Genomic DNA, 22,316 nt, shown 5'->3' on the forward strand with positions numbered 1-22,316 from the left:
TTCCATGAAGCTGGAAGACATTCTTTGCGATATCGAGTCCAATTGTCGTAATCTTATCCATGGTGGGTGGCTCCTCTCAAGGTTCAGCAAAACCTGTTTTGGCACACTCGATGCCGTCGGAGGGCGCCATCCACTACATCAGATTAAGTTTGCCAGGCCGGGAAAGGCCAGCGGCTCTGGAATTATAGGCGATACAGGCCGCAGTTTTCCATGCATCGAGCGCGCATTCTGCCACACACTGGGATCGTCGCGGGCGTCTGCATCATCAACGATTATTGCCATCCTTCCCGGCTCAGCCGAGTTTTCTCTGACGCATCCTTGCCGTGACCATCCGTGTTTTGCCAGCGCCCGGGAACGGGATCGGGGCCAGCGTCTTGCGTGATCGGCCATCGACGGAAAGCTCCAGGTCTGCGTGACCCAGCCTGTCGGGGTCTTCCACCGTCACTTCGATGCTGCCTTTTGCGGTGCGGAGTGTCGCCGTAAATCCTCCCCACCCACGCGGCAGGCAAGGATCAATCGCCAAGCGCCCATTCATGACCCGCAAACCAAGGATGGCTTCGACGCCGAGTTGCCAGGTCCAGCCGGCCGCACCTGTGTACCAGGACCAGCCGCCAAGCCCGAGATTTTGTCCCGGGCCGTAAACATCGCCGGGCAGCACATAGGGCTCGCGCTCATAATGGAGTGCACCGCTGTTGCTCTGGGTGCGGCGGACAGGGTTGATGATATCGAACACCTGCCAAGCTCCATCACCATCGCCGAGCCCCGCCAGGGCATGCCCGAACCATGCGGCCGAATGGGTATATTGCCCACCGTTTTCGCGGATTCCAGGCGGATAGGCCCGAATGTAACCGGGGTCGCGCGGGGTGACATGGAAAGGCGGATCAAGCAGTTGTACCAGCCGTGTGTCCTGATGCACCAGCCGTGAGCTGGCCGAGGCCATTGCGGTCCTCGCCCGGTCGTCCGGCGCAGCACCCGAGATGACCGACCAGGATTGCGCGATGGAGTCGATCTGGCATTCATCGTTCTGGTGCGAGCCCCAGGGAATGCCGTCATCATCAAAGGCCCGGACATACCAGTTGCCGTCCCAGGCACTGGCCTCAACTGCTTGTGCAAGGCTGTCGGCATAGGCTTCCAGCTCCGCCGCATGGCGCTTGTCGCCATGTTTTTCCAGAAGCGGTGCGAAGCGCTTGATCGTTGCGATCTGGAACCATGCCAGCCACACGCTTTCGCCGCGCCCCTCGTCGCCCACCCGGTCCATGCCGTCGTTCCAGTCACCGGTGCCAATAAGCGGCAATCCATGCGAACCGGTTTTCCTCATCCTATCGAGCGCGCGCTTGCAGTGCTCGAGCAGCGTGGCCGTCACCCCGGCATCAAAAAGCGCGTAGCGGTCCTGTTCTTCCGGCTTCAGCGGTTCTGCCTTGAGGAAGGGCACCGCTTCGCTCAGGATCGCATCGTCACCGGTCACCTCGATATAGCGGGCCGTGACAAAGGCGAGCCAGATGAAGTCGTCCGAGCAGCGCGTGCGCACGCCACGCCCCAAAGGCGGATGCCACCAATGCTGGGAATCTCCATCCTCGAACTGATGCGCAGCCGCATGCAGGATCTGAGCGCGGGCCCGCTCCGGCTCGCTCACCAGAAGCGACAGCACATCCTGAAGCTGGTCGCGATAGCCAAACGCACCACCCGCCTGATAGAACCCGGCGCGCGCCAGCAGCCGCGAAGCGGTTGTCTGGTAGAGCAGCCAGCGGTTCACCATCAGATCGAACGCCGCATCAGGCGTCTTGACCTGCACCGCGTGGAGGCGTTTGTCCCAAAGCGCTTCAACATCGGCAAAGGCCTGGGTGGCTTGCGCGGGCACGCGCCACTTCTTGACCAGCTCGAGCGTCTTTGCGTGGCTCGCGCCCTGCCCGAGCACGAAGGTGACTTCGCTGGTCGCCCCTGGTTCGATATCGAGATGGACCTGATAGGCCGCGCAGGCATCGCCGCCGGGCGCGAAACGTCCGCCCAGATCCCAGTGCCGCAATCCCGCGGGGTCAGCGACATCCCCCTCACTGCCAAGAAAATCATAGCGGCTGCCGGTGACGCTGTGCGCTGGCAGGGTGGCGGTCAGGAACGCCACGCGGCCGGCGAATTCCGGGTTCCATCCGTTATCGGCCAGGAAGGCCTGGCTTTCCGTGTCATAGATGCAGGTGGTGAAAGGTTTGGCGCGGCTCGCCATCGCACCCAGCAACCATTCTGCGTAATATGTCGCCGTGATGCGCCGGACAGCACTGGTGCGGTTGACCAGTTTCAAGGTGACAATTTTCACTGGATCATCATTCGGTACAAATGTCCGAACGGTCTGTTCGAGACCGCGGCTGTTGCGTTTCCACTCAGTCCATCCCGCGCCGTGGCGGACCTGACAAGCGCTGTCACTCCCCAGCGGCGCAGGTGTTGGCGTCCACACCGCGCCATCCTGTTCGTCGCGCAGGTACAGGACTTCTCCGGGCGTGTCGCTGACAGGGTCGTTTGACCATGGTGTTACCCGATTTTCGCCGCTGTTGAGAGCCCAGGTGAAGCCGAGTCCGGCTTCACTGACGATGGTGCCGAACCCCTCGTTGGCGATCACGTTGCACCATGGCGCTGGCGTTTTCTCGCCTGCACCGAGATGGATGACGTAGTCGCTGTTTTCCGGATCGAAACCGCCGATTCCGTTGTCGAAGATCAGCTCATCCGGCCGGGCGATTTGTGGAATTTCGGGATAGCGGATCGCGTCGGCCGGCATGAACTGCGGCGGCACGGCGCGGCGCTCGAGAACCATGTCGAGCTTGCTTGCAAGCGCGACATCATCATCGTTGAGGATAACCGTTGCCGCGGCGGCCAGACGTTGAAGCGTTGCGGATGTCATGGCAGCCGTGCTGAGCAGGTGAATGCCACCGGCCGCCCCCAGATTGGCGTAAGTCCCGGTTTCGCGTAAAATTGCCATGATCCGCTCGCGCAGCGGCGCTTCATAGCCCGCCGGTTCGCTGCGCAGCACCACCAGATCGCACCGCATGGCGCTTCGCAGCCATAGAGTTTGCGCCTTGACCAGCAGTTCGAGCAGTTGCGAGGGCGTCTCGCCGGTGATGCGCAACAGCAAAATGGGATGGTCGCCGGAAATACCGAACTGCCAAAGATCTGGCTGGCACGCATCGTTGCCGTCGATTTCAGCAGGCGTCTCTCGGAAATTCGGGTGGGGCGTCTGCAGCAGCGATGCAAGCACCTGCAGCTCCGCCAAGCGTTCCGGCGCGATGCCGAGACGATCGACCTCACGTGCCATCGCCCGCGCGGCATCGCGCTTGATCGGCTCGAGAGCCCCCATCGCATGGCGCTGGGCGATGTCGAGGACTTCACCGCGCGCGGTTCCGGCGATCGTGACAAATGCAAAGCGCCTGGTTTCACCCGGCTTGAGAGTAACCTCGGTTTGCAGGCTCATCACCGGATCGAGCGTGGATCCCTCTGTTCCGCTTAATCCGACTTCCAGCCCTGCCGGACTGCGCTGGTTGCCCAGACGTCCAATGAAGCGCGCCCGGTCGGTTTCATGTCCGGTAATGGCGATATCCGGACCATCGCTCACCAGCGTGTGCAACAGAACCGGCGGCTTCATTTCCGGCCGTCGCGGCCGCCGTGTGAACAACAGGCCGCGCTGCGGTCCAAGATATTCGCTCGCAACAAAGAGCTTGCTGAAAGCGGGATGACGTTCATCGTCGAGCGGCGGGGCCAGAACGACTTCTGCATAGCTTGTGAACGCGATCACGCGCGGCCTGCCGCTCTCGTTGGTGACCGATATCTCGCGAATGTCGGCATCGTCGGCGGGCGATACCGACACCTCCATGCGCACGGCAATGTCGTGGGTGCGCTGAAAGAATTCGATCATGTGCTGATGGAATATGACCGTCGAATCCGGACTTCTCACACCGGTCGGCAACCGCCCTGCAGACCAGAGGTCACCGGTCTGCGTGTCATGAATGTAGATCCAGTAGCCGTAGCCGCAGCTGGTGGTATCAGGCCGCCAACGGGTCAGACTGGTGTCGGTCAGCATCAAGCCACCAGCTCCGGACGCCGTTATCCAGGACGCCATCCGCCCGTTGCCGAGCATCTGCATCTGCGGCACCATGGCCCGACGTGATGGCACCCAGGAAGGAAGCGCATGCACCACGTGTTCCTTTTTGGCTGCAAACCGCTCCTCATCGAGGCGTCCCTTTTCAACCGGAGCATCCCAGGGCACACGTTCGAGCAACAGCTGTTCAACCGTTTGCATGCGTCGTCCCGACAACGTCCGGTGCACAAAGATGTCGCCATAAAGTGCGTTGCCGATCGCGGCCATGGTCATGCCGTGGTGATGCGCCATGTAATTGCCGACAATGCTGAAGCTCCTCCCCTCAGCTACCCGGCTTGGCGTATAGTCGATCGCGTCATGGAAACCGTAGAGGCCGACGGCGCCGAGTTCTTGCAGATGCCGCATGTTCTGCACGGCGGCACCGGGCCAGCAGCACAATGCCAAGGCGCTGGCATAGGAGGCAATTACCAGGTCATCGGTCAGGCCACGGCGCAGCCCGAGCCCGGGAACGCCAAAGGCACGATACTGGTAGTTGCCTGCCGAATCCGTGGTGGCGAATGCCGATTCCGATATTCCCCACGGCACGCCGCGCTCGCGCGAATAGCCGCGCTGGAATGCGACTGCCGCTATCTCGCTTTCGCCCAGCAAGGTATCCGGCTGCCCGGGCAAGAATATCGGCGGCATCAGGTATTCAAACATCGAGCCGTTCCAGGACAACACCGCCGGACGGTTCTTCAGACGCGTGACGGGCCGACCAAGCGCGAACCAGTGTTCGATCGGTACGTCGTGCTTTGCGATGGCGAAGTAGCTGGCAATGCGGGCTTCGGTCGCCAGAAGATCATAATGATTGGCATCAAGATGGCCGGTGCTGACATTGTAGCCAATCCGGAGCAATCGCGCTTCGGGATCATAGAGAAACGTGAAATCCATGCGGTAGGCGATTGCCTCACATCGTGAGGCGAGGTCCAGCAAGTCGGCACGAAGGGCCTGTTGCGCCCCGACACCGCTCTCGATTGCGACACCTGCCCGCTCAAGCCAGTCGCGGTGGAGTTTGCTCAAAGATTCGTCCGCACCAGCTTTCTCGATAAGCGAGAGGGCACTCTGTTTATGTCCTGCAAGCTCTGTCATCGGCATCAACGGCGACAGCACGGCAAGCAGATCCGTGCCAACCATTTCCATTCCTTGCGGTGCCTCCGCTGCTGCAGCACTCCAAGGCAGAAGAGTTTCAACCTCGCGCGTCAATGCCCGGATATGATGGTGGGTGCGCTCAAGCCAGGCATGGACCTCTCCAAGACGCCTGTCAGTTGCATCAGGGGAAGCAGAAATGCATGCAGCGACCGACCGTTCGAGAGCAGGCCAGTGGGTATCCGCGAGAAGCCTGAGAGAGGTGTACCAGTTCGTTTCCAGGCCGCTTGCACGATCAAGCTCGCGTTCAATTTCTGCTTCGCATCGGTCGATTGCACTCAGTTTGGACGTCGGCAGCGCCCGGACGGATTCGAAGAGCAATTCAAAAGTGCATTTCAGTCCATCCCAGACCACTTTGCTGACCGCCGGCGCTTCTGCAGCTTCGTAACATCCCTTGCGTAACGCGATCAGGCTGACAGCGAGATTGCCACTGTCGACGGTCGAGACATAGCGCGGTTCAAGCGGCGCCAAGTTGCGTGTGTCAAACCAGTTGAGGATGTGACCGCGATAGGATTCCAACCTCTCGGTCGTTGCAATCGCGTTGCGGACACGGACAGCGAAATCGGACTTCCCCACGAACCCTAAATCAAGCGCGGCATTTGCCGAGATGAGATAGAGCCCGATATTGGTCGGTGAGGTCCGATGAGCTATTTCGCTCTTTGGCGTTTCCTGAAAATTATCCGGCGGCAGCCAGTTGTCCTCCGGGCCTGCAAAGGTCTCGAAAAACAACCAGGTGCGACGGGCGATGTGTCTGAGAAAGGTCCGGTCTCGGTCGTGCAAGGTTTCCTGACGGAACTTGCGCGGTTTGCCGATCCATACCGCGATCTCCGGCGCGAGCATCCAAAGCAGCAGGATCGGCGCCGCCGGAAGTAGAGCAGATGTCTTGTAAATTGCCAGATCCAAGGCAAGTAACGCGGCAACAGCGGTCGATGGCCACATCATGCGCCAGGTGTTAAGTCGCAAACTGCCGTTCCCGAGCAAGGACCTGGCGTGCGCGGCAGACCGCCATTCCAGCAAGCGGCCCCGTTTCACACCCAGTCGCCAGAGTGTTCGCCCGATCGCATCGAGCGAAATCAGCGTATCGCTGACCAGGAAGACAATTGCGAGAAACCAGCGGCCGAAGCGTTCTCCGAAGCGGAATGCGAGATCGTCAAAAAATCCCCGCCGCGGATCACCCATGACGATCGATTGCAATTGGCCGATGAGGTAGGCGCCTGGCGCCAGTGTTGCCAACGCCGTCCACACCCAGGCACTGCCCGGCAGCAGCAACCATCCGGCAACGAAGAAAAGAAGCAGCGCCGGCGGAATCAGGCTGCGGCGAAGATTGTCGATGATCTTCCAGCGGTCGAGGCTGGAGAGAACATTGGGAACCGATTGTCCGTCCGCACTTGGCACCTTGCGCCCAAGCCAGGGTAATAGCTGCCAGTCGCCGCGGATCCAGCGGTGCTGGCGGACTGAATATTCGGTATAGGTCGCGGGAAATTCCTCATAGAGGACAATATTGGTTACCAGCGCCGAACGTCCGTAAAGTCCTTCGAAAAGATCGTGACTGAGCACAGCGTTTTCTGGCACACGGCCGGCAAGGCTCTCCCTGAAAGCCGCAACATCATAGATGCCTTTGCCGACAAAAATCCCAGTCCCAAACAGATCCTGATAGACGTCCGAGACGGCCCGGGAATAAATGTCAATTGCCGTATCGCCGGCATAGAGACGGCAAAACAGTGTAGCTGGGCCCTTGATCGGCAAGATCTCGATTCTTGGCTGGACAATGGCGTATCCGGAGACGACCTTGCCTGTGTGGGGATCAAACACGGCCTGGTTCAGCGGATGCGCAAGCGTGCCAATCAGTTTGGCTGCGGAGCCCGGAGGCAAGGTGGTGTCCGCATCGAGCGTGATCACAAAACGCGTATCCTGGAGCCGACTGATCTCACCTTCCAGGCATTCGAACGCATCTGCCTTGCCATCGAGAAGGAATGCATTGAACTGCTCCAGCTTGCCGCGCTTTCTTTCCCATCCCATCCAGCAGTTTTCCGATGCATTGTACTGGCGAGACCGATGCAGCAAGAAGAATGAATCACCCTGCTCATCTGCGTACCGTGCATTCAGCGTCCGGATCGCGTCTATCAGCACGTTCCTGATGTCTTCATCTTGCGGAAGGTGCTCGGTTGGCGCGTCAGCATAGTCAGAAAGCAGGGCAAAGCGGAGCATCGGGTCGCGGTTGGAAAGGAAGCGGATTTCCAGCCGTTCGACGATGTCAGCAATCTCTTCGGCCTGTTTGACGATAACCGGCACCACGACACAGGTCGGACAGTCCTCGGGGATTTTCTTGCTAAAATCCATCATTGGAAGAAGGCGAGGCTGCGTGATGCGCGTGATGAACCAGTGCAGGACTGTAACGCTGAGAAGCGTTGCTGGCAGCAACGACAACACCACGCCCCCTGTTTGCGCCAGCAGGCCGCTGCCCGTTAGCAACACAGGCCACACCAACGCCATCGCCACAAAGACCGCGAGAGTGGTCGCGTAAGCCTTGCCAGCATGTCGCAAGGCGAAACGGCGGAACCGTTCATCAATGGAAACGCGAAAGCCAAGCTTGCGTTCAAGCTCAGGGCGACCGTCATCAATCAGCCAGTATCCCACATGAAACCGGCGGGGATCATCGGATGCCGCTCGTGCAAGCCCGAGGGCCGCTTCAATAATCGCGATTTCGTCCATGCCCGTGCCGGTGCTGAGCATTTCGACAGCCTGCCGGTACCTGTCGCGTGTCTCGAAATCCATCCGTGCGTAAACATTGGCCGGATCCGAGCGCAACAGCGCCTCGGACATGCTGGCCTTGTCGACAACATCGCGCCATTCAATCCCGCGCACCGCGATGATCGCGGTGATCGCCTGGGATATGCTGCCAGTTGGATCCGGTGGCCGGTTTTCTGCAACGAAACGACTGGATTCGAATGGCGGTTCGAGGCTCTCGTCAAGCGCTTTGAAGCCATTCGCCAGTATTTCCAGACCGGCAATGCGTAACATCGAGGGCAGTGCCCAGAGTTCAGCCGTCGTCAGCGGTACGGTTTTCTGGTATGCGACGAGAAAATCGACAACATCTGGAACGGAGAGCTGAAACCGCGTGGCCGCGAGGATCGCATATGCAATCCTGAAGATGCGCGGAAGCGCAGATTCGCCATCTGCCATGACATGCAGCCGGTTGTAAAAAGCCGCAGGCATATCCTTACCTATTGCGCGGATGGCCCGTGAAATCTGGTAATCATTATCGAGCAACCAGTCAGCGGCACGGGCCTGATCGGGCTTGGGCTCTGCGCAGAAGCGTCTGAGGTTTTCCAGCCAGTCCGGAAGCGCATCGATCTTTTGCAGGAGATCAAGCGGCATCGGCGGTGGCGGCCCATATCCAGTGGACCTGGCCAAAGCGTGGGCCTCCAGAACCAGAGAATCAGGCTGAGACTGTGGTTCCTCCTGTTTCATTGCGCGAGCGTACCGGGACTGCGAGCGCCCTTCGACCGGGCTTGCGAAAAGGCATGCTTCTCAGTGGTATTTCCGCCAAACCGAATGACCATGGTCGGAACGTTCGAAGTTCTGATCAGGTAGTTGGCGACATCGCCGAATGCCACATCGGCGAAACCGCTCTGTCCATGTGAGGCCAGGACCAGAAGGTCTATCGCCTGCTCCTCGATTGTAGCAGCCAATTGACGGCGAATGTCGCCTCCTCTGAGAAGGAGGCTCCTGACACGCACTCCGCCCGCGCCAATGCGTGCAGACAGATGATCAAGATACGTCTTGGCGACACGTTCATTGCGCTTGTTGAGCTGTGAAATCAGCTCCTTGTCACTGGGCTCGCTAGGCCCTGCGTCGGTGAGCACCGGCTCCGGAACGGCATGAACCAACACCACCTCGGCACTTTCTGACCGGGCGATCTTTTCAACCAACGGCAGGATGCGTTCTGATCGCCTGGAACAGTCGAGCGGTACGAGGATTCTGGAAAATTTCCGCTTTGGCTCGACACCGAACGGCACCAGAAAAAGGGAATTATGTCCGCTTTCCAACATCTCACGCGCCGTTTCGCCAATATGCGCGCCGGTTTCGTCATGCCCCCGTCCGAGTACAGCAATATCCTGTGGCCTGCTTGCCATCACCTCGCATATCTGGTCGGTGCAGTTTCCCTCGAACAAGTGTGTGGTCAGGGTTTCGTCACCGTCTGCGTGTTCTTGAGCAAACCGTTCCATATGGGCTTTGGCCTCACGGCGCATGATCTCCCATTCGACCGGATCGATGGGTGATCCGTCCTCGGCGCGACCGTGCGCCTTGATAACATGGACAAACGCCAGCTCGGCATTCAACGCCCTGGCAATAGCCTTGGCGGGCGGAATGATTTCCCGCGTTTCCTTTGCCAGATCGATACACACCAGGACACATGGTTTTCCATCAGATATTCGCTCATCCTGTGAACCTGATCGGACTGGCTTTGAGGAATCAGCTGTCATTAGGTAGCCTCCAACAATTCCAGGGATGTTCTCGTACTGGCATGACAATATTGCCAATTTGTGGCCGGCGCACGCGCCCCGGCCCACCAGTCGTTCTACCGACAGCTTTGAATAATTGGTGCACTGCCGCGCTGGTTAAATTGTTACAGAACTTCGGTTGGATGGACGTTGACGAATGTCAAAACCGCCGCGTCTGAACCATGCTATCGGAAAGGCATGTTCACGAACGAAGGCAGCCATGTGGGAAGAGCGGACATTGCTTTCAGGATGGGTGACGTAATTCTGGAAAATCCTGCCCCGGGACACCGATAGCTTTTGCCCGGCCTGAAGACACAATACCCAGAAGCTGTCAGCGCGTGACAGGTGAACCGCGCTGATTTCCACCGGCGTATTCCAGTCGAGCGCTGACGGTCACGATATTTCCACGCAAATCAGGCGAAGCGCCAGGATCGCGAGAAACGTAAGGATCAGCGCGTCGAATATTTTCGGGCTTATGCGCCTGCCAATCCAGTCGCCAACCGGCAGCGCACCAAACAGCGGGATGAAGGCAAGAAGCCCGAGTGTCGCGATGTCACGAGTCAAAAGCCCGTAGTAGATCTGAGTTGGAATTTGCACCACCGCCATCGACGCAAAGAAGATAGAAACGGTAAAAATGAAGGCCGGACGGGCAAGTTTCATGGCGTTGAGAAACGTGACGATTGCAGGTGCGGACACACCGACAGCCCCTTGCAATATGCCGCCCATCAACGAGACGACCGCAACCGATTTCTTGGCGCTGGCCATGGAAAGCTGAACACTTGGTTTGACAACACGCAGCAGAATATAGGCGATGATGATTCCGGCCATGCAAAGGCTCAAAAAGCTGGGTGACAGCTCCGCCAGTGCAACAGTACCAATACCCGCACCGGTCGCTCCGAAAGCCGCCAATTGCCAGCAAAACCCCTTGTCTGTCGGATTTTTGCGAAACTTGAAAATCTGCCAAAGATTGGAAATCAGGTTCGGGATGACCATCACGGCGACCGCAACTCTGACATCGTAGACTGCAGCAATGACCGGCACGGCTATGATGGGAATTCCGGCACCGGTCGCGCCCTTCAAGATACCGCCGAGGATCATGGCAAGCGCAATGGCTGCCAGCCCCCAGGTATCAGTAAACGAGATCTGCGGAGACATGGACGTGCTACATCACTGCATCATTGAGAACAAACATGATGATGCGGGGTTCCGTGCCGCGGTTGGCCCAGGCGTGATTGGTTCCCTGCTGGATGATCACATCGCCCTGCTTCAGCAGTACGTCCTCCTCATCCATCAGCATCCAGATCTCGCCTTGCAGCACGATGGAATAATCCAGCGAATCCGTACGGTGCATATAGGGGTGGCGGGCGTTCTCGACTACATTTGCGCCGGCGCCCATCGCCGCGAATGCCTTCTTGCCGTCAATGTTGGCGATGACCTCAGGATCTTCGGGATCAAACTGCATCATCCGGAAAACTGCACCGTTTTTTGGCGGATGCAGAACCAGCGGGCCTTCGACCGGATCATCATGGCTCTCCATCGGTGCCGGCGACTGGCTGTGCTGCCCGAAATTGGTCAGCGTCACGCCGGGCCGTGTCGGGCGCTGGAGGATACATGAGGCGGTATCGTCGCGTATCACTTTGGCGACACCGTTTGCATCATGTCCGGTGACCACGCGGCGGAATTTTCTGGCTTCAAATGCCATCGTCATTTTTCCTCATAGAACCAATTATCGGAGCCGCACGCTTGAGTGCGATTGAACCGGTGACCCAGACAATGGCGATGCCTGCCGCACCTGACAGATTTGACTCAATTCCCTGATCCATCAATGCAACGCCTGAGCCGAAGATGACAACCCGCTGCCAGACCGCGAGTGACAGCCTGAAATATCCCACCACGCCCGCGGCCACCAAAACACGCCGACCAGCCCGCTGATGGCTGCCATGCCGATTTCAAGCGGTGTTGCCTGCAGCATCAACAACTGTTTCATCGGTTCTCCTGCCAAAGTGCAGGGGCACATGCCCCTCCCGGAACATTTGATTTCAGGCCGAAGTCGCCCGACCAACCCTTTTCCGGCTCATATTTCACCAAAAAGCCGCTCGGCCACCGAACGCAAATGCTTGCGCATTGCCTCATGGGCGCCAGCCTGATCCCGGCTGGTGATCGCCAGCACGATCTCTTCGTGTTCGGCGAAACTTCCGTGATCCGCCGGTGGCTGGGCCGAGTCCCTCGTGACCGCCCCCCAGGCAACGGCGCGCCGAACCATGTTGAGTTGATCAAACACCGAAAGCAGCAACAGATTGTCACTCGCTTCGGCGACTTCACGGTGAAACACATCGTCCTCGGCTTCGTACTGCTGCCAACTCGTCGCCCCGCGCATGCGCTGTATTGTGGCGCTTAGCCGCGCGAGCACATCACCGGAAGCATTAATTGCGGCTTCCCGCGCAATCGCAGGCTCAATCGCCAACCGCGCCCGCATCATCCGAAAAGGCGTAAGCTGTTGTCCAAGCTCGGCAGGCGATTGGGTCATCTTGTCAAGATCATCGGCGGTTGCGGCGACAAACGTACCCTTGCCGACATGCCGCCAAATCGTGCCATCACGCTCCAGAGCCGCGAGCGCCTTGCGCAACGTATTTCGTGTCACGCCCAATTCAGCAGTCAGCGTTCTTTCGGCCGGCAGTCTCTCGCCGGGCTTCAGACCGCTTGACGTGATGTAGTCACGCAAGTCGGCGACCGCTGCCTCGCGGTCCGCAACAAAACCGTCTCTGTTGAGCATTCAGACCTCCGCATTGGCTGACCATTTCTCCAATCAATCGGCACCAAACTACAAATTGGTTCGAAAATCGCAACCATATAATCCATATTGGTTGAGATTGATTTTCTCCGATCTGTGCAATATGTCGATTGCGACAACGCATTTCAGCTGGGAGACTTCAATGCCCGATTACGTGATACCTGCACCGAAAGTTCCGACAATTCCTGTACAGGGTGGCGGGGAGTTTCCCGTCAGGCGCGTCTATTGCATTGGCCGGAATTATGCCGCCCATTCCATCGAGATGGGTGACGATCCGGACCGCGATCCACCGTTCTTTTTCCAGAAGAACCCGGACAATCTGGACAGTTCGGGAGATTTTCTCTACCCGACAAAAACGTCGGACGTGCACTACGAAATCGAAATGGCCGTCGCACTGAAGACCGGCGGAACAAATATTCCTGTGGCTGAGGCGCTTGATCACGTCTACGGTTATGCGCCTTGCCTCGACATGACGCGGCGCGACCTCCAGACAGACGCCAAGAACAAGGGGCGCCCGTGGGAAATAGGAAAGGCTTTCGAACGCTCCGGACCAATTGGACCATTGCAAACCGTTGCCCAGGTCGGTCACCCCTCCAACGGACGCGTGGAGCTACAGGTCAATGGCAAAGTTCGGCAGGAGGGTGATCTCAACCAGATGATCTGGAAGGTTCCCGAGATGATTTCCTACCTTTCTGAGTATTTTGAACTTCAGCCTGGTGATGTCATCATGTCCGGCACACCCTCGGGTGTGGGGCCAATCGTCAAGGGCGATGTCATGGTGGCCAATATTGCGGGACTTGCCCCGCTCACCGTCAAAGTGGTGTGATGTTTCAGCCCGCCTGGACCACGGTTGAACGGCGGGTTGCCCCTATCGCGCACGGACACGCCGCACGTTCCCTTGAGTAAAGCCTGTTTCCACTGATGGATTATCGTCAGGTGGATTCGAAACGCCTGCCAATGAGTTCAAGGACAAAACCACCGCCATCAACGAGATGCGGCAGAGGGACTTCACCTACTTGAAGATTATCGGGCGGGGCTGGAATTACCTTGTCCGTCTGGGTCGAATTGGCGGTGTTTGAACATTGCCGTCCCCGAAAGCACCGAGAGACGAAATTGGTCCCTGAGTAGCGAGAAATTCGCAACAGAACCTCGCTCAAGAGGGTTTTGTCTTCCACTGTCTTCGAGATCTCTCCAGCACGCGGTTTTCCAAATTCTCGGGCCTGTAGATGCGCCGTAACCCTGCAAGATTTGCACCAAAACGTTGCTCGAGATCCGGACCCAGAGCCTTGTAAATTTCCGCCAGGTAGATCTCGTGCAGGATCATTGTATGAATCGTGTAAACGATCGCATCGTTTCGGGTATAGGAGGCGGTCGGTTCGCCATTGAATGCGGCGATCAGCATACCGTCCGAATCTGCGGAGACAGTCAGGAGGTGGTGCACAGCCGTTCCTGTTGCCACGCCCGTTCCCTCATGCGGGATGATGACGATATTGTCGTGCCCTGGCAGCTCTGAAATGCCTGGATCTGCGGCGACGATATAAATGACGACGCCCCGCGCGGCGGCCTCCAGCAGCACATCGCAATAGGGCAACAAAAGGCGGGACGAAGACTTGATATAGATACGTGCATAGGCGGACGAGACCATCTTGCTAACTTTTGCATCCACGGCGACCTGGCCGATATACGTCGCCACGTAATCGGTTCCGTCATCGACCGTGATGTCACGCAGTTCGGTAACGACATCCTCGCAAAGTTCGAACGTTGATCGCGAAATATTGGTGAAGAATTCACCAGGGTCGCGCGGGATGTAGCGCACCGGGCTGTCCGAGATCTGCTGCAACGCGCCTTTGGCAACCAGCCCGCCCACAGCGTTGTAGACATTGGGTCTGGGCAGGCCCGTCATCTGGGCAATCTGATAGGCTGTGGCCGGACTATTGGAGGAAAGCGCCACATAGGCCTTGGCTTCGACGTCGGTGAAGTTCAGCCGTTCGAGCATGAAGACGAGATCACCCGAAGCCGCGTCCTCGGGGCGCGCAGCCTTGCTAACGACAGGTTTGCCTTTTCTCGCCATTCATAGATTCCTCAGGTATTGGACATTCGACCGATTGCGAGCGAATACCCTATCCGGCGTTCGAAAGTATGCGCAGTCCGCCCCTGACGACAAGTCCGAGGGAAGCGATCGAAAGAATCACCTGCAGAAACTGTGCGAACCTCACCGGGTCGAGACTACGGAACCAGCGCCCTCCGAGCCAGCCCCCAAACACGATCGCGGGAACCAGTAACACGACCTCTGAGAGAAACTGCAGGGAGATGAGACCTGCCAGTGCCGCGACAAATGCGCGCCATGCCAAAAACACGGCGCTGACCACGATATTGGTTGCCCGCAAACGGGCCGGCAGCGTGCACACGTGGCGGAGGTATACGACCAGGAGATACATCCCGCCTGCCCCCACCACGGTGCCGACAAAACCTGATATCGCGCCGGCGACAATCCCGGCGCCCGGTCCCCACACGGTAACAAACCTGTCCACCATTGGTGGCCGGACGACAGTGACGAGCGCCATACAGATCAGCCCCAGCAAGAGCAACAACCAGTCAGCGTCGAGCCGTTCGAAAAGCAGCACACCTGCGGTGATGCTGATCATCAGCGAAAACACCACCGAGCGAGCCACCACCCAGTCCGCGCCCCGGACGCCTTGTGCCAGAAACTGCGCCTGAGAGACGAGCCCCGCCAGCAGCGCCAGGATGACCGCGTGATGCGCAGGCATCAGCCAGGAGGACAGCAGCACCGCGGGCATCGCTGAACCGAATCCCGCAGCGCCGCGAACGAAAAAGGAAAAAACATATATGCCTATCACCGCAGCTACGGTCCAGCCTGGCATGCCGGCGAAAGGAACGGCGTCATAGGCCTCAAGAAAGGTCAGCATACCATGTCAAGCCGCCACTCTGTATGCCTTCAGCGACGCCAGTTCCGGCACTGCGCCCAGGCCCGGCCCCTCGGGCAAGTAAAGTCTGCCGTCCCGCAAATCGGGCGGCGCGGCAGTCATGCCGTCGCGCAGGGGATTGTCACTCACATCGACCTCCAGCCGTCCATCGGGCGCGCAGGCGGCCATCAGATGCGCGGTGGCCAACAGCCCGATACCGCCTGCAAGGTAGTGCGGCGCTATCTGCGCACCGGCAGCGCGGCCGCGGCAGATCACTCCGCGCAGAAGGCTGAATCCACCCCATTTTATGACATCGGGCTGGATTACGCGGACGCCGCCTTGTTCGATCACGCCCTGAAACATTTCCTCGCCCCGCAGGTTCTCTCCTGTGGCCAGTGGGGTGGCGCTGCGACGGCTAAGCTCTCTCCAGTCCGTGAAGGGAGAATCAGCGGCAATGGGCTCTTCCATGAATTGGAGGCCCACCCCCTCGGCCGCATCGAGCCACTTGACGGCCTCATCCACGCTCCATGCCTGATTTGAATCGGCCATCAGACCAAAGTCGGCCCCATGCCGGCGGCGAAGTCGATTGAGGCAGTCAATGTCCTCTTTGAGGGAAAAGCCCACCTTGAGCTTCACCGCTTTAAACCCTTTGGCACTTGCGGCTTCCGCCAGAAACTCCGCAGTGGCCGGGGCAAGTCCGCTGGCATATACTTCCAACCCCGCCGGTGCGCCCTTGGCTGCATCATCCGCAGCCAGGACCCGCCACAGTGGCTGGGCCTTGCGGCGTGCCAGAAGATCCCACGCGGCAATGTCGATACCCGCGATGGTCTGATCGAATGGACCTCGCTCATCCGATTGCAGCCGCATGCGCGCGGTGCGCTGCGTCAACTCGCGGAACATTGCGGCAGGATCAGCAAACCGCCGGTGTTCGACGAGAGGCCGGAAGAGTGAATGGGTCAGACGCGCCCGGTGTTCGGCGGCGACGGAGGGCCAATTGCAGAAGACTTCGCCCCAGCCCTCCACACCATCGGTATCGACAAGCCGGATCAAGACGGCGGGGCGGTCCGTCTGGGCGCCGAACGCATTTTTCCTGGGTTCGGCAATCGGGGCGCGAAAGACGAAAGCTTCCAGTCGAGCGATTGACAGCGAGTCATCCATCAGAACTCTCCATCGTCACCGCGTTGTCCCTGATGCTGCGGCGGCGCCGGATTTCCTGCCAGAACGCCGAGACGACCATCAGCAATGTTACCACCATCAGCACGAGGCTGATCGGTCGCGTCACGAAGTATTCCATCGTGGAATCGCTGACGCTGGAAAGCACCAGGGCGCGGCGAAAATTGTCTTCCGCAAGAGGTCCCAGCACCATGCCCAAGATCAGCGGTGGCAGCGAAAAGCCGAAGCGCATCAAGAAGAACCCGCCCAACCCGCAGATACCCGTGATCCAGACATCAAACAGGCTGTTTCGGACCGCATAGGAGCCAATGATCGCCAGGACCAGTACTGCCGGAACGATCATGTTGACCTTGACCCGCAGCACTGCGGCGTAGATGCGCGAGGAGAACAGGCCCATAAGCAACATGACCAGCACGATGGGGATGAAACTCAGGATGAAGCTATAGGCGATATCGCCCCGCTCTGCGAAGAGTTGCGGCCCCGGTACGAGGCCGTTCATCGTCAGCGCGCCGAAGAGAATTGCCGCGCTTGCCGAGCCGGGGATGCCGAGCGCCAAAAGCGGCACGAGCGATCCGCCCACCATTGCGTTGTTGGCGGATTCGGAGGCGAAAATGCCCTCCGCCGCGCCTTTGCCAAATTTCTCGGAATTGCGGGAGAAGCGCTTCGCCTCCCCATAAGAGACAAAGCTCGCGATTGAAGCCCCTGCCCCCGGCAGGATGCCAACGATGACGCCGATCAGGCTCGATCTGAGCACAAGGAACGGCTGATTGAAAGGAAGTGCGATGGCCTTTCGCAATGCACCAGCTTGCGAAACGACCTTTGCTATGGTTCCTTCCTTTGTACCCAAAAGCGTCAGCATCTGCGCAACGGCGAAAAAGCCGAGCAGCGCAGGGACCAGTTCGACCCCGCCCTCCAGATCGTAGCTGCCAAACGTGTAGCGATAAAAACCCGTCGCAGGATCCTGGCCGATGGTTGCTATCCAGAGGCCGATGCCGGCAGCAATCACGCCCTTGAGGAAATTGTCGGCGGCCAGGTTGCAGACTACGGCAAGCCCCGCCACAGCCAGCCAGAACATCTCGGGTGCGCCGAATACCAGAGAAAAGGCCGCAAGCGGTGGCGTGAACAGCAGCAGGATGGCAACCCCGAAAAGCCCGCCGATGGAGGAGGCTATCACGGCCACATAAAGCGCTTCCCGGGCGCGGCCCTCGACTGCCATTGGATGGCCATCAAGTGCCGTACAGATCGCCGCGGGAGTGCCTGGTGTGTTGATAAGGATGGCTGAGACCGAACCACCGTATTCCGCCGCCATATAGATGGCCCCCAGCAAGATCAGCGCCGAGGTTGGATCAAGCGTGAACGTCAACGGCAGAACCAGCGCGATCGCGACCGAGGCGCTGATCCCCGGAAGTGCGCCGCCGATCAAGCCGACAGCGACACCGAGTACGATGAGGCCAAGCTTCTGAAAAGTCAGAAGCCCGGCCATCAACGCGGGAAGTCCTTCCGGCAGAAAATCTCCCATCAAAGCCGTCCCTCAGCCCTGTTGCCTGAAGATGTCGAAAACCCATGACTGGTTCTTGATGAAGCTGTCGACATAGGCCTTGACGTCCTCGGCTGTCATGAAGTCCAGCGCCAGTCCGTTGTTTGCAAGATCGTCCTTGAATTCGGGATCCTTTGCCATCTCGATCATGCCTGCGCGCAGATGCTCGACGATGGGCTCGGGCGTGCCTGGAGGCGCAACGAGACCGCGGGTGACATAGTCGATGATGTCGTAGCCCTGCTCAAGAAACGTGGGGGCGTCCTCGGCGAGCGGATATCGCTTCTGGCCAGCAAAGCCCAACGGGCGCAACTGATCTTTATGGGAGACCTGATGCATCGCATTGGTGTTGAGCACCTGGACCTCAGCCCCAAGAACCGCCTTCAACTGCTGGGACCCGCCCTGGTAGCTGACCTCGGTGAGATCAATACCGGCAGCTTTCTCGACCATCAGAAGCAGACCGTTGCCGCCCGAGCGGGCGCCATTCATTCCAACCAGGACTTCTCCCGGATGCTCCTTGGCGTATTTGACCAGATCGTCAAAAGTCTGGAATGGGCTGTCGTTTCGCACCATGAAGCCAGAAGGAACGCGCACCGGCGTACCGATCTGGACAAGATCGTCAAACTGGTAGCCCTCCTGACCTTCAGGACGCAATTGCGGCTGGTAGATCATGTTGGGCGCGATGGCCACGGCCAGCGTATAGCCGTCGGGTTCGGTCCGGCTCACCAGTTCGTTGAGCGCAACCTGTCCGCCGCCACCGGGCTTGTTGACGATGACGAAACGCTCGCCAAGATATTTCTCCGAATATTTCGCGACGACACGGGCGAAAATGTCGGATCCACCCCCGGCGTTCCAGCCAACCACCACTGTGATAGGCTTGGATGGATAGTCCGAGTAATCCTGCGCGGTGGCAGGGGCGGCAAAGCTCACCGCACCCAACGCGGCGGCTCCCAATCCGGCACTGAATGCGCGCCTTGTCATTTTCTGAAGTATACCAGTCATATTCTCTCTCCCTTCGTTGATTGTTGATAAGACCGTTCACGTCACGGCAGCGACACCCCGAGCACCTGGACGAAGACCGCCCATATTCCCGCGCTCATTACGATTCCGAACGCTACGGCACGCAGCACGCCGACTGCCGTGCGCGGTACGCCTGACATGACCCAGGACAGGATCGCCATGAAGACTGGCGCAACGATAAAGAAATCGAGCGGACGGATCAGCCAGACGGTTGCACACCAGAGCGGAACCGCGATCGCGAACAATTTCCAGGAATAACCGGAGACCTCGGCCTTGCCGGTTCGCGCCATGCGCAAACTGCGAAGAATAAGCAGCAACCCGCTGAGCCCCAGAACGATCGCGATACCTCGGGGAAAGCTGGCAGCACCTTTGGGCAGACCGCCTGCCTGGAGATAGATCACCACTGCAAACAAGGTCACCACTGCGCCAGACAGGATGTCCCGCGCGCGCCTTCCGAGGTGCCACCTGCCTGCAGAAACGGATTCGCTTTCAATTTTGGTAGTCATAATTGTACTACTATCATATCAGCGTTGGTTTTAGAAGCTGTCATCTACAAAACTCCTCCCGTAGTGCTACGCCCAGACCCGGCCCGGACGGCAGATCGCAAGTCCCCTGTGACAGGCCGGTCGCAGCGGGCACACTCCCCGTGACCGCATCAAAGAACAGCGGGCTTTCACCCAGTTGATGTTCAAGCATCAGAAATCCGTCCTGTGGCGCGGCAGCGCTGACATGCAGGCTGGCCATGTGACAGACGGGCCCCGTCGGATTGTGCGGAGCGACACGGGCCCCGAAGGCGGCAGCAAGGCGTACGGAAGCCAGAAGGGCCGTCACGCCGCCGACATACTTCACATCCGGCATGACGACGTCGTAGCAACCGCCCTGAAGGTAGGGCAACAGATTCGCCAACGAGGTTTCGCGTTCGCAGCCGGCCAGCCACATGCCGCGACGGTTCGCCTCCGCCCGAAGGCGACGAATCGTCTCGATCGCCGCGGCGGTTTCCGGGATCGGGCATTCCACCCAGACCAACCCCAGCTCCGCGGCAGCTGCAATCAGCCGCATGGCCGACGCCGCGTCGAAGCGCCAGTGCGCATCGACCATAAGCTGTGCTTCGCCACCGATGATCTGCTGAACCGCCGCGAGCCGATCGAGTCCCGGCTGCATCGAGGTCACGCATCCCGCAGGATCCTGCCTGACATCGACCTCGTCGAACGGCGCCATCTTGATGTATCGATAACCTGCGTCGACTGCCTTGCGCGCTGCCTGGGCAAACGCCTGTGGGGTGCGCTCGCGTGGAGCGCGGTTGATGTTTGCATACATCGGAATCCGCTGGCGCACCGCACCACCCAGCAGATCGTATAGCGGACGACCGGCGCGTTGCGCCGCAATATCCCAAAGCGCCTGCTCGGACGCACAGGACATGGCGCGCCCGGTAAACCCGTCAAGCGACCCCGCTGCCGTAGCGGCAGCAACCGTGATCTGTGACGCCGGGCGACCTTTGAGGATGTCCTGCATCGCCCACGCCGCCTTTTTCAAGTCGTCAGCACTTCCGTTTACCGTCGCTTCGCCGGTGCCAACCAGACCGTCGTCAGTGGCAATCTCCACAAAACTCCAGCTCGTTTTCGGGGAAACATCGACTGTACGCGGATGGACGGAAAGAATTACCGGATCAGACATGGTCGGCTTTCATCATTGTCTGCCGCAGGCAGCGCAGAACATTCAGACACTCCTGCTCCGCGAGTCCTGTCTGCGGGGGCCCTGCTTCAGGATTTGGGACATCGCCCAGCTCAATTCCCCTGTCCGCCGCGCAAGCCTGGACTGCGGTCAGCAGCAACTTCGGCGATCGGCGCACCGCCTCATCGGCACAGGCCGCCTGCACCAGATCATGCGCCGCACGCTCGCCGATCACCGGAGCGAGTGAGGTCATGAGCCGATCCGCCTCGACACCAAGGTGCCCGCGCTCCAAATTCTGCCGCATCCGCTCTGCATTCACCACAAGATGCGACAGAACCCGCTGCGCGGCGGCCAGCCCGCCTGAAGCAAGCAAGAATGCCTGTGGCACAACCTCCCATTCCGGGATCCATCCCGCGCCATGACGCTCATCCACCTGTCGACTCATCGCGTTCAGCATGATGGAGGGCAGCCCCGCTGACATGGTAGCAACCGCGCCGAGGATTTCGAGATCCCGGGGATTGCGCTTGTGCGGCATCGCGCTTGAGAGGCCGGACGCCCCATCGGGATCGACTATGTCCAGTTCACCCATTTCTTCAGCAGACATTCGCCCGATATCGGAACCCAGACGCCCCAGCGCGGCACAGAGCAACGCCAGTCCCGAAACCAGTTCCGCAGGACGGTCACGCGCCGCTTGCCAAGCGATGCCGGGCTCGGAAAGCCCCAAAGCCATCATCAGCGCGCTCCGCTCCCTGGGACCGCCCGGCGCAGGCGGTGCAAAGCTTCCCACGGCGCCACCGAACTGGCCGCAGAGCGCCCGCTCGGAGATTTCCGACAGACGCTCGGAGGCCCGCCAAAGCTCCACTGCCCAGCCGGCCACCTTGAAGCCGAAGGTAACTGGCCGCGCATGGCGCCCGTTGGTCCGGCCCGCCATGGCCGTGGTGGCATGGAGCTCCGCCAAATCACAAAGTGCTGCCGTCACCCCAATCAGCTCGGCCTGCACCAGCGCCATGGCTCGCGCCTGCTGCAGAGCCGCCCCGGTATCGAGGATGTCCTGCGTCGTGCCGTGAAAATGGACCCATTCACCCGCCTGCCCCGGACACGCCGCAGAAAGGCGACGGACCAGCGGCAGAACGGGCCGGCCAACACGGGCGGCCTCTTCGGCGATTTCCTTGACTGTTTCTTCGGGATCGAGTTGCAGGCAAGTGGCCGCCGCGACGATCTCGGCAGCGCTCTCGCTCGGGATAATCCCGGCCATACCCTGAATTTCGGCCTGGGCGGACAGTACTTCCAGCCAAGCGCGAATTCGAGATTCATCACAGAACACCGCACGCATCTGAGCGGTCGACACCATGTCGCGAAACAGCGCGGAATCCCAAAGGCTGATCGTCATGCAGGTAGACCTCCCCGGGCATCAAGCCTTACTCTCCCGGACTTT

General features: G+C 59.5%; 15 protein-coding genes. 1 reads left to right on the top strand and 14 read right to left on the bottom strand.

The features are described 5' to 3' along the window. Window positions 1-292: 292 nt before the first annotated feature. The 6 genes from ABJN75_RS18670 to ABJN75_RS18695 all read right to left on the bottom strand — a co-directional run bounded on the left by ABJN75_RS18670 (window position 293) and on the right by ABJN75_RS18695 (window position 12,541). The gene (locus tag ABJN75_RS18670; RefSeq protein ID WP_348441102.1) at window positions 293-8,641 is read right to left on the bottom strand and encodes a glucoamylase family protein; all 8,349 of its coding nucleotides are present in this window, start codon (window positions 8,639-8,641) and stop codon (window positions 293-295) included. A gap of 89 nt (window positions 8,642-8,730) precedes the next feature. Beyond that, window positions 8,731-9,672, bottom strand: coding sequence for a universal stress protein (locus ABJN75_RS18675; RefSeq protein WP_348441103.1), 942 nt, complete (start codon window positions 9,670-9,672; stop codon window positions 8,731-8,733). A 489-nt stretch (window positions 9,673-10,161) separates the two neighbouring features. Next, window positions 10,162-10,923 carry a sulfite exporter TauE/SafE family protein gene (locus tag ABJN75_RS18680; RefSeq protein ID WP_348441104.1) on the bottom strand — a complete coding sequence of 254 codons (762 nt, stop codon included), beginning with the start codon at window positions 10,921-10,923 and terminating at the stop codon, window positions 10,162-10,164. A gap of 7 nt (window positions 10,924-10,930) precedes the next feature. Continuing rightward, window positions 10,931-11,476 carry a cupin domain-containing protein gene (locus ABJN75_RS18685; protein WP_348441105.1) on the bottom strand — a complete coding sequence of 182 codons (546 nt, stop codon included), beginning with the start codon at window positions 11,474-11,476 and terminating at the stop codon, window positions 10,931-10,933. Window positions 11,477-11,590: 114 nt separating this feature from the next. Next, window positions 11,591-11,755, bottom strand: coding sequence for a hypothetical protein (locus ABJN75_RS18690; RefSeq protein WP_348441106.1), 165 nt, complete (start codon window positions 11,753-11,755; stop codon window positions 11,591-11,593). 87 nt (window positions 11,756-11,842) lie between these two features. Next, the gene (locus ABJN75_RS18695) at window positions 11,843-12,541 is read right to left on the bottom strand and encodes a FadR/GntR family transcriptional regulator (RefSeq protein WP_348441107.1); all 699 of its coding nucleotides are present in this window, start codon (window positions 12,539-12,541) and stop codon (window positions 11,843-11,845) included. 160 nt (window positions 12,542-12,701) lie between these two features. Between ABJN75_RS18695 and ABJN75_RS18700 the strand changes: the two genes are divergently transcribed. Continuing rightward, window positions 12,702-13,385 carry a fumarylacetoacetate hydrolase family protein gene (locus ABJN75_RS18700; protein WP_348441108.1) on the top strand — a complete coding sequence of 228 codons (684 nt, stop codon included), beginning with the start codon at window positions 12,702-12,704 and terminating at the stop codon, window positions 13,383-13,385. Window positions 13,386-13,712: 327 nt separating this feature from the next. Here the strand turns inward: ABJN75_RS18700 and ABJN75_RS18705 are convergent, their stop codons facing one another. The 8 genes from ABJN75_RS18705 to ABJN75_RS18740 are packed head-to-tail and all read right to left on the bottom strand — an operon-like array spanning window position 13,713 to window position 22,271. Further along, complete coding sequence (locus tag ABJN75_RS18705) at window positions 13,713-14,630, bottom strand: helix-turn-helix domain-containing protein (RefSeq protein ID WP_348441109.1); 918 nt, start codon at window positions 14,628-14,630, stop codon at window positions 13,713-13,715. Window positions 14,631-14,679: 49 nt separating this feature from the next. Further along, the gene (locus ABJN75_RS18710; protein ID WP_348441110.1) at window positions 14,680-15,486 is read right to left on the bottom strand and encodes a sulfite exporter TauE/SafE family protein; all 807 of its coding nucleotides are present in this window, start codon (window positions 15,484-15,486) and stop codon (window positions 14,680-14,682) included. Window positions 15,487-15,492: 6 nt separating this feature from the next. After that, the gene (locus ABJN75_RS18715) at window positions 15,493-16,641 is read right to left on the bottom strand and encodes a mandelate racemase/muconate lactonizing enzyme family protein (RefSeq protein ID WP_348441111.1); all 1,149 of its coding nucleotides are present in this window, start codon (window positions 16,639-16,641) and stop codon (window positions 15,493-15,495) included. Further along, window positions 16,634-18,175, bottom strand: a complete 1,542-nt coding sequence (locus tag ABJN75_RS18720) for a tripartite tricarboxylate transporter permease (protein WP_348441112.1) — start codon at window positions 18,173-18,175, stop codon at window positions 16,634-16,636. Before ABJN75_RS18720 ends, ABJN75_RS18715 begins: the two co-directional genes overlap by 8 nt. A gap of 12 nt (window positions 18,176-18,187) precedes the next feature. Next, entirely contained in the window at window positions 18,188-19,192 is a 1,005-nt protein-coding gene (locus ABJN75_RS18725) for a tripartite tricarboxylate transporter substrate binding protein (protein ID WP_348441113.1), read from the bottom strand. Between the two features lie 41 nt (window positions 19,193-19,233). After that, window positions 19,234-19,716, bottom strand: a complete 483-nt coding sequence (locus ABJN75_RS18730) for a tripartite tricarboxylate transporter TctB family protein (RefSeq protein WP_348441114.1) — start codon at window positions 19,714-19,716, stop codon at window positions 19,234-19,236. A 40-nt stretch (window positions 19,717-19,756) separates the two neighbouring features. Then, window positions 19,757-20,884 (bottom strand): mandelate racemase/muconate lactonizing enzyme family protein, encoded by a 1,128-nt coding sequence (locus tag ABJN75_RS18735; protein WP_348441115.1) that lies wholly within the window; start codon window positions 20,882-20,884, stop codon window positions 19,757-19,759. Beyond that, a complete protein-coding gene (locus ABJN75_RS18740; protein WP_348441116.1) occupies window positions 20,877-22,271 on the bottom strand; it encodes a lyase family protein in 1,395 nt (464 codons plus the stop codon). Before ABJN75_RS18740 ends, ABJN75_RS18735 begins: the two co-directional genes overlap by 8 nt. Between the last annotated feature and the right edge of the window lie 45 nt (window positions 22,272-22,316).

Origin of the sequence: Hoeflea sp. (assembly GCF_039975035.1) — a bacterium.
In the GTDB taxonomy this organism is placed as follows: domain Bacteria; phylum Pseudomonadota; class Alphaproteobacteria; order Rhizobiales; family Rhizobiaceae; genus Hoeflea.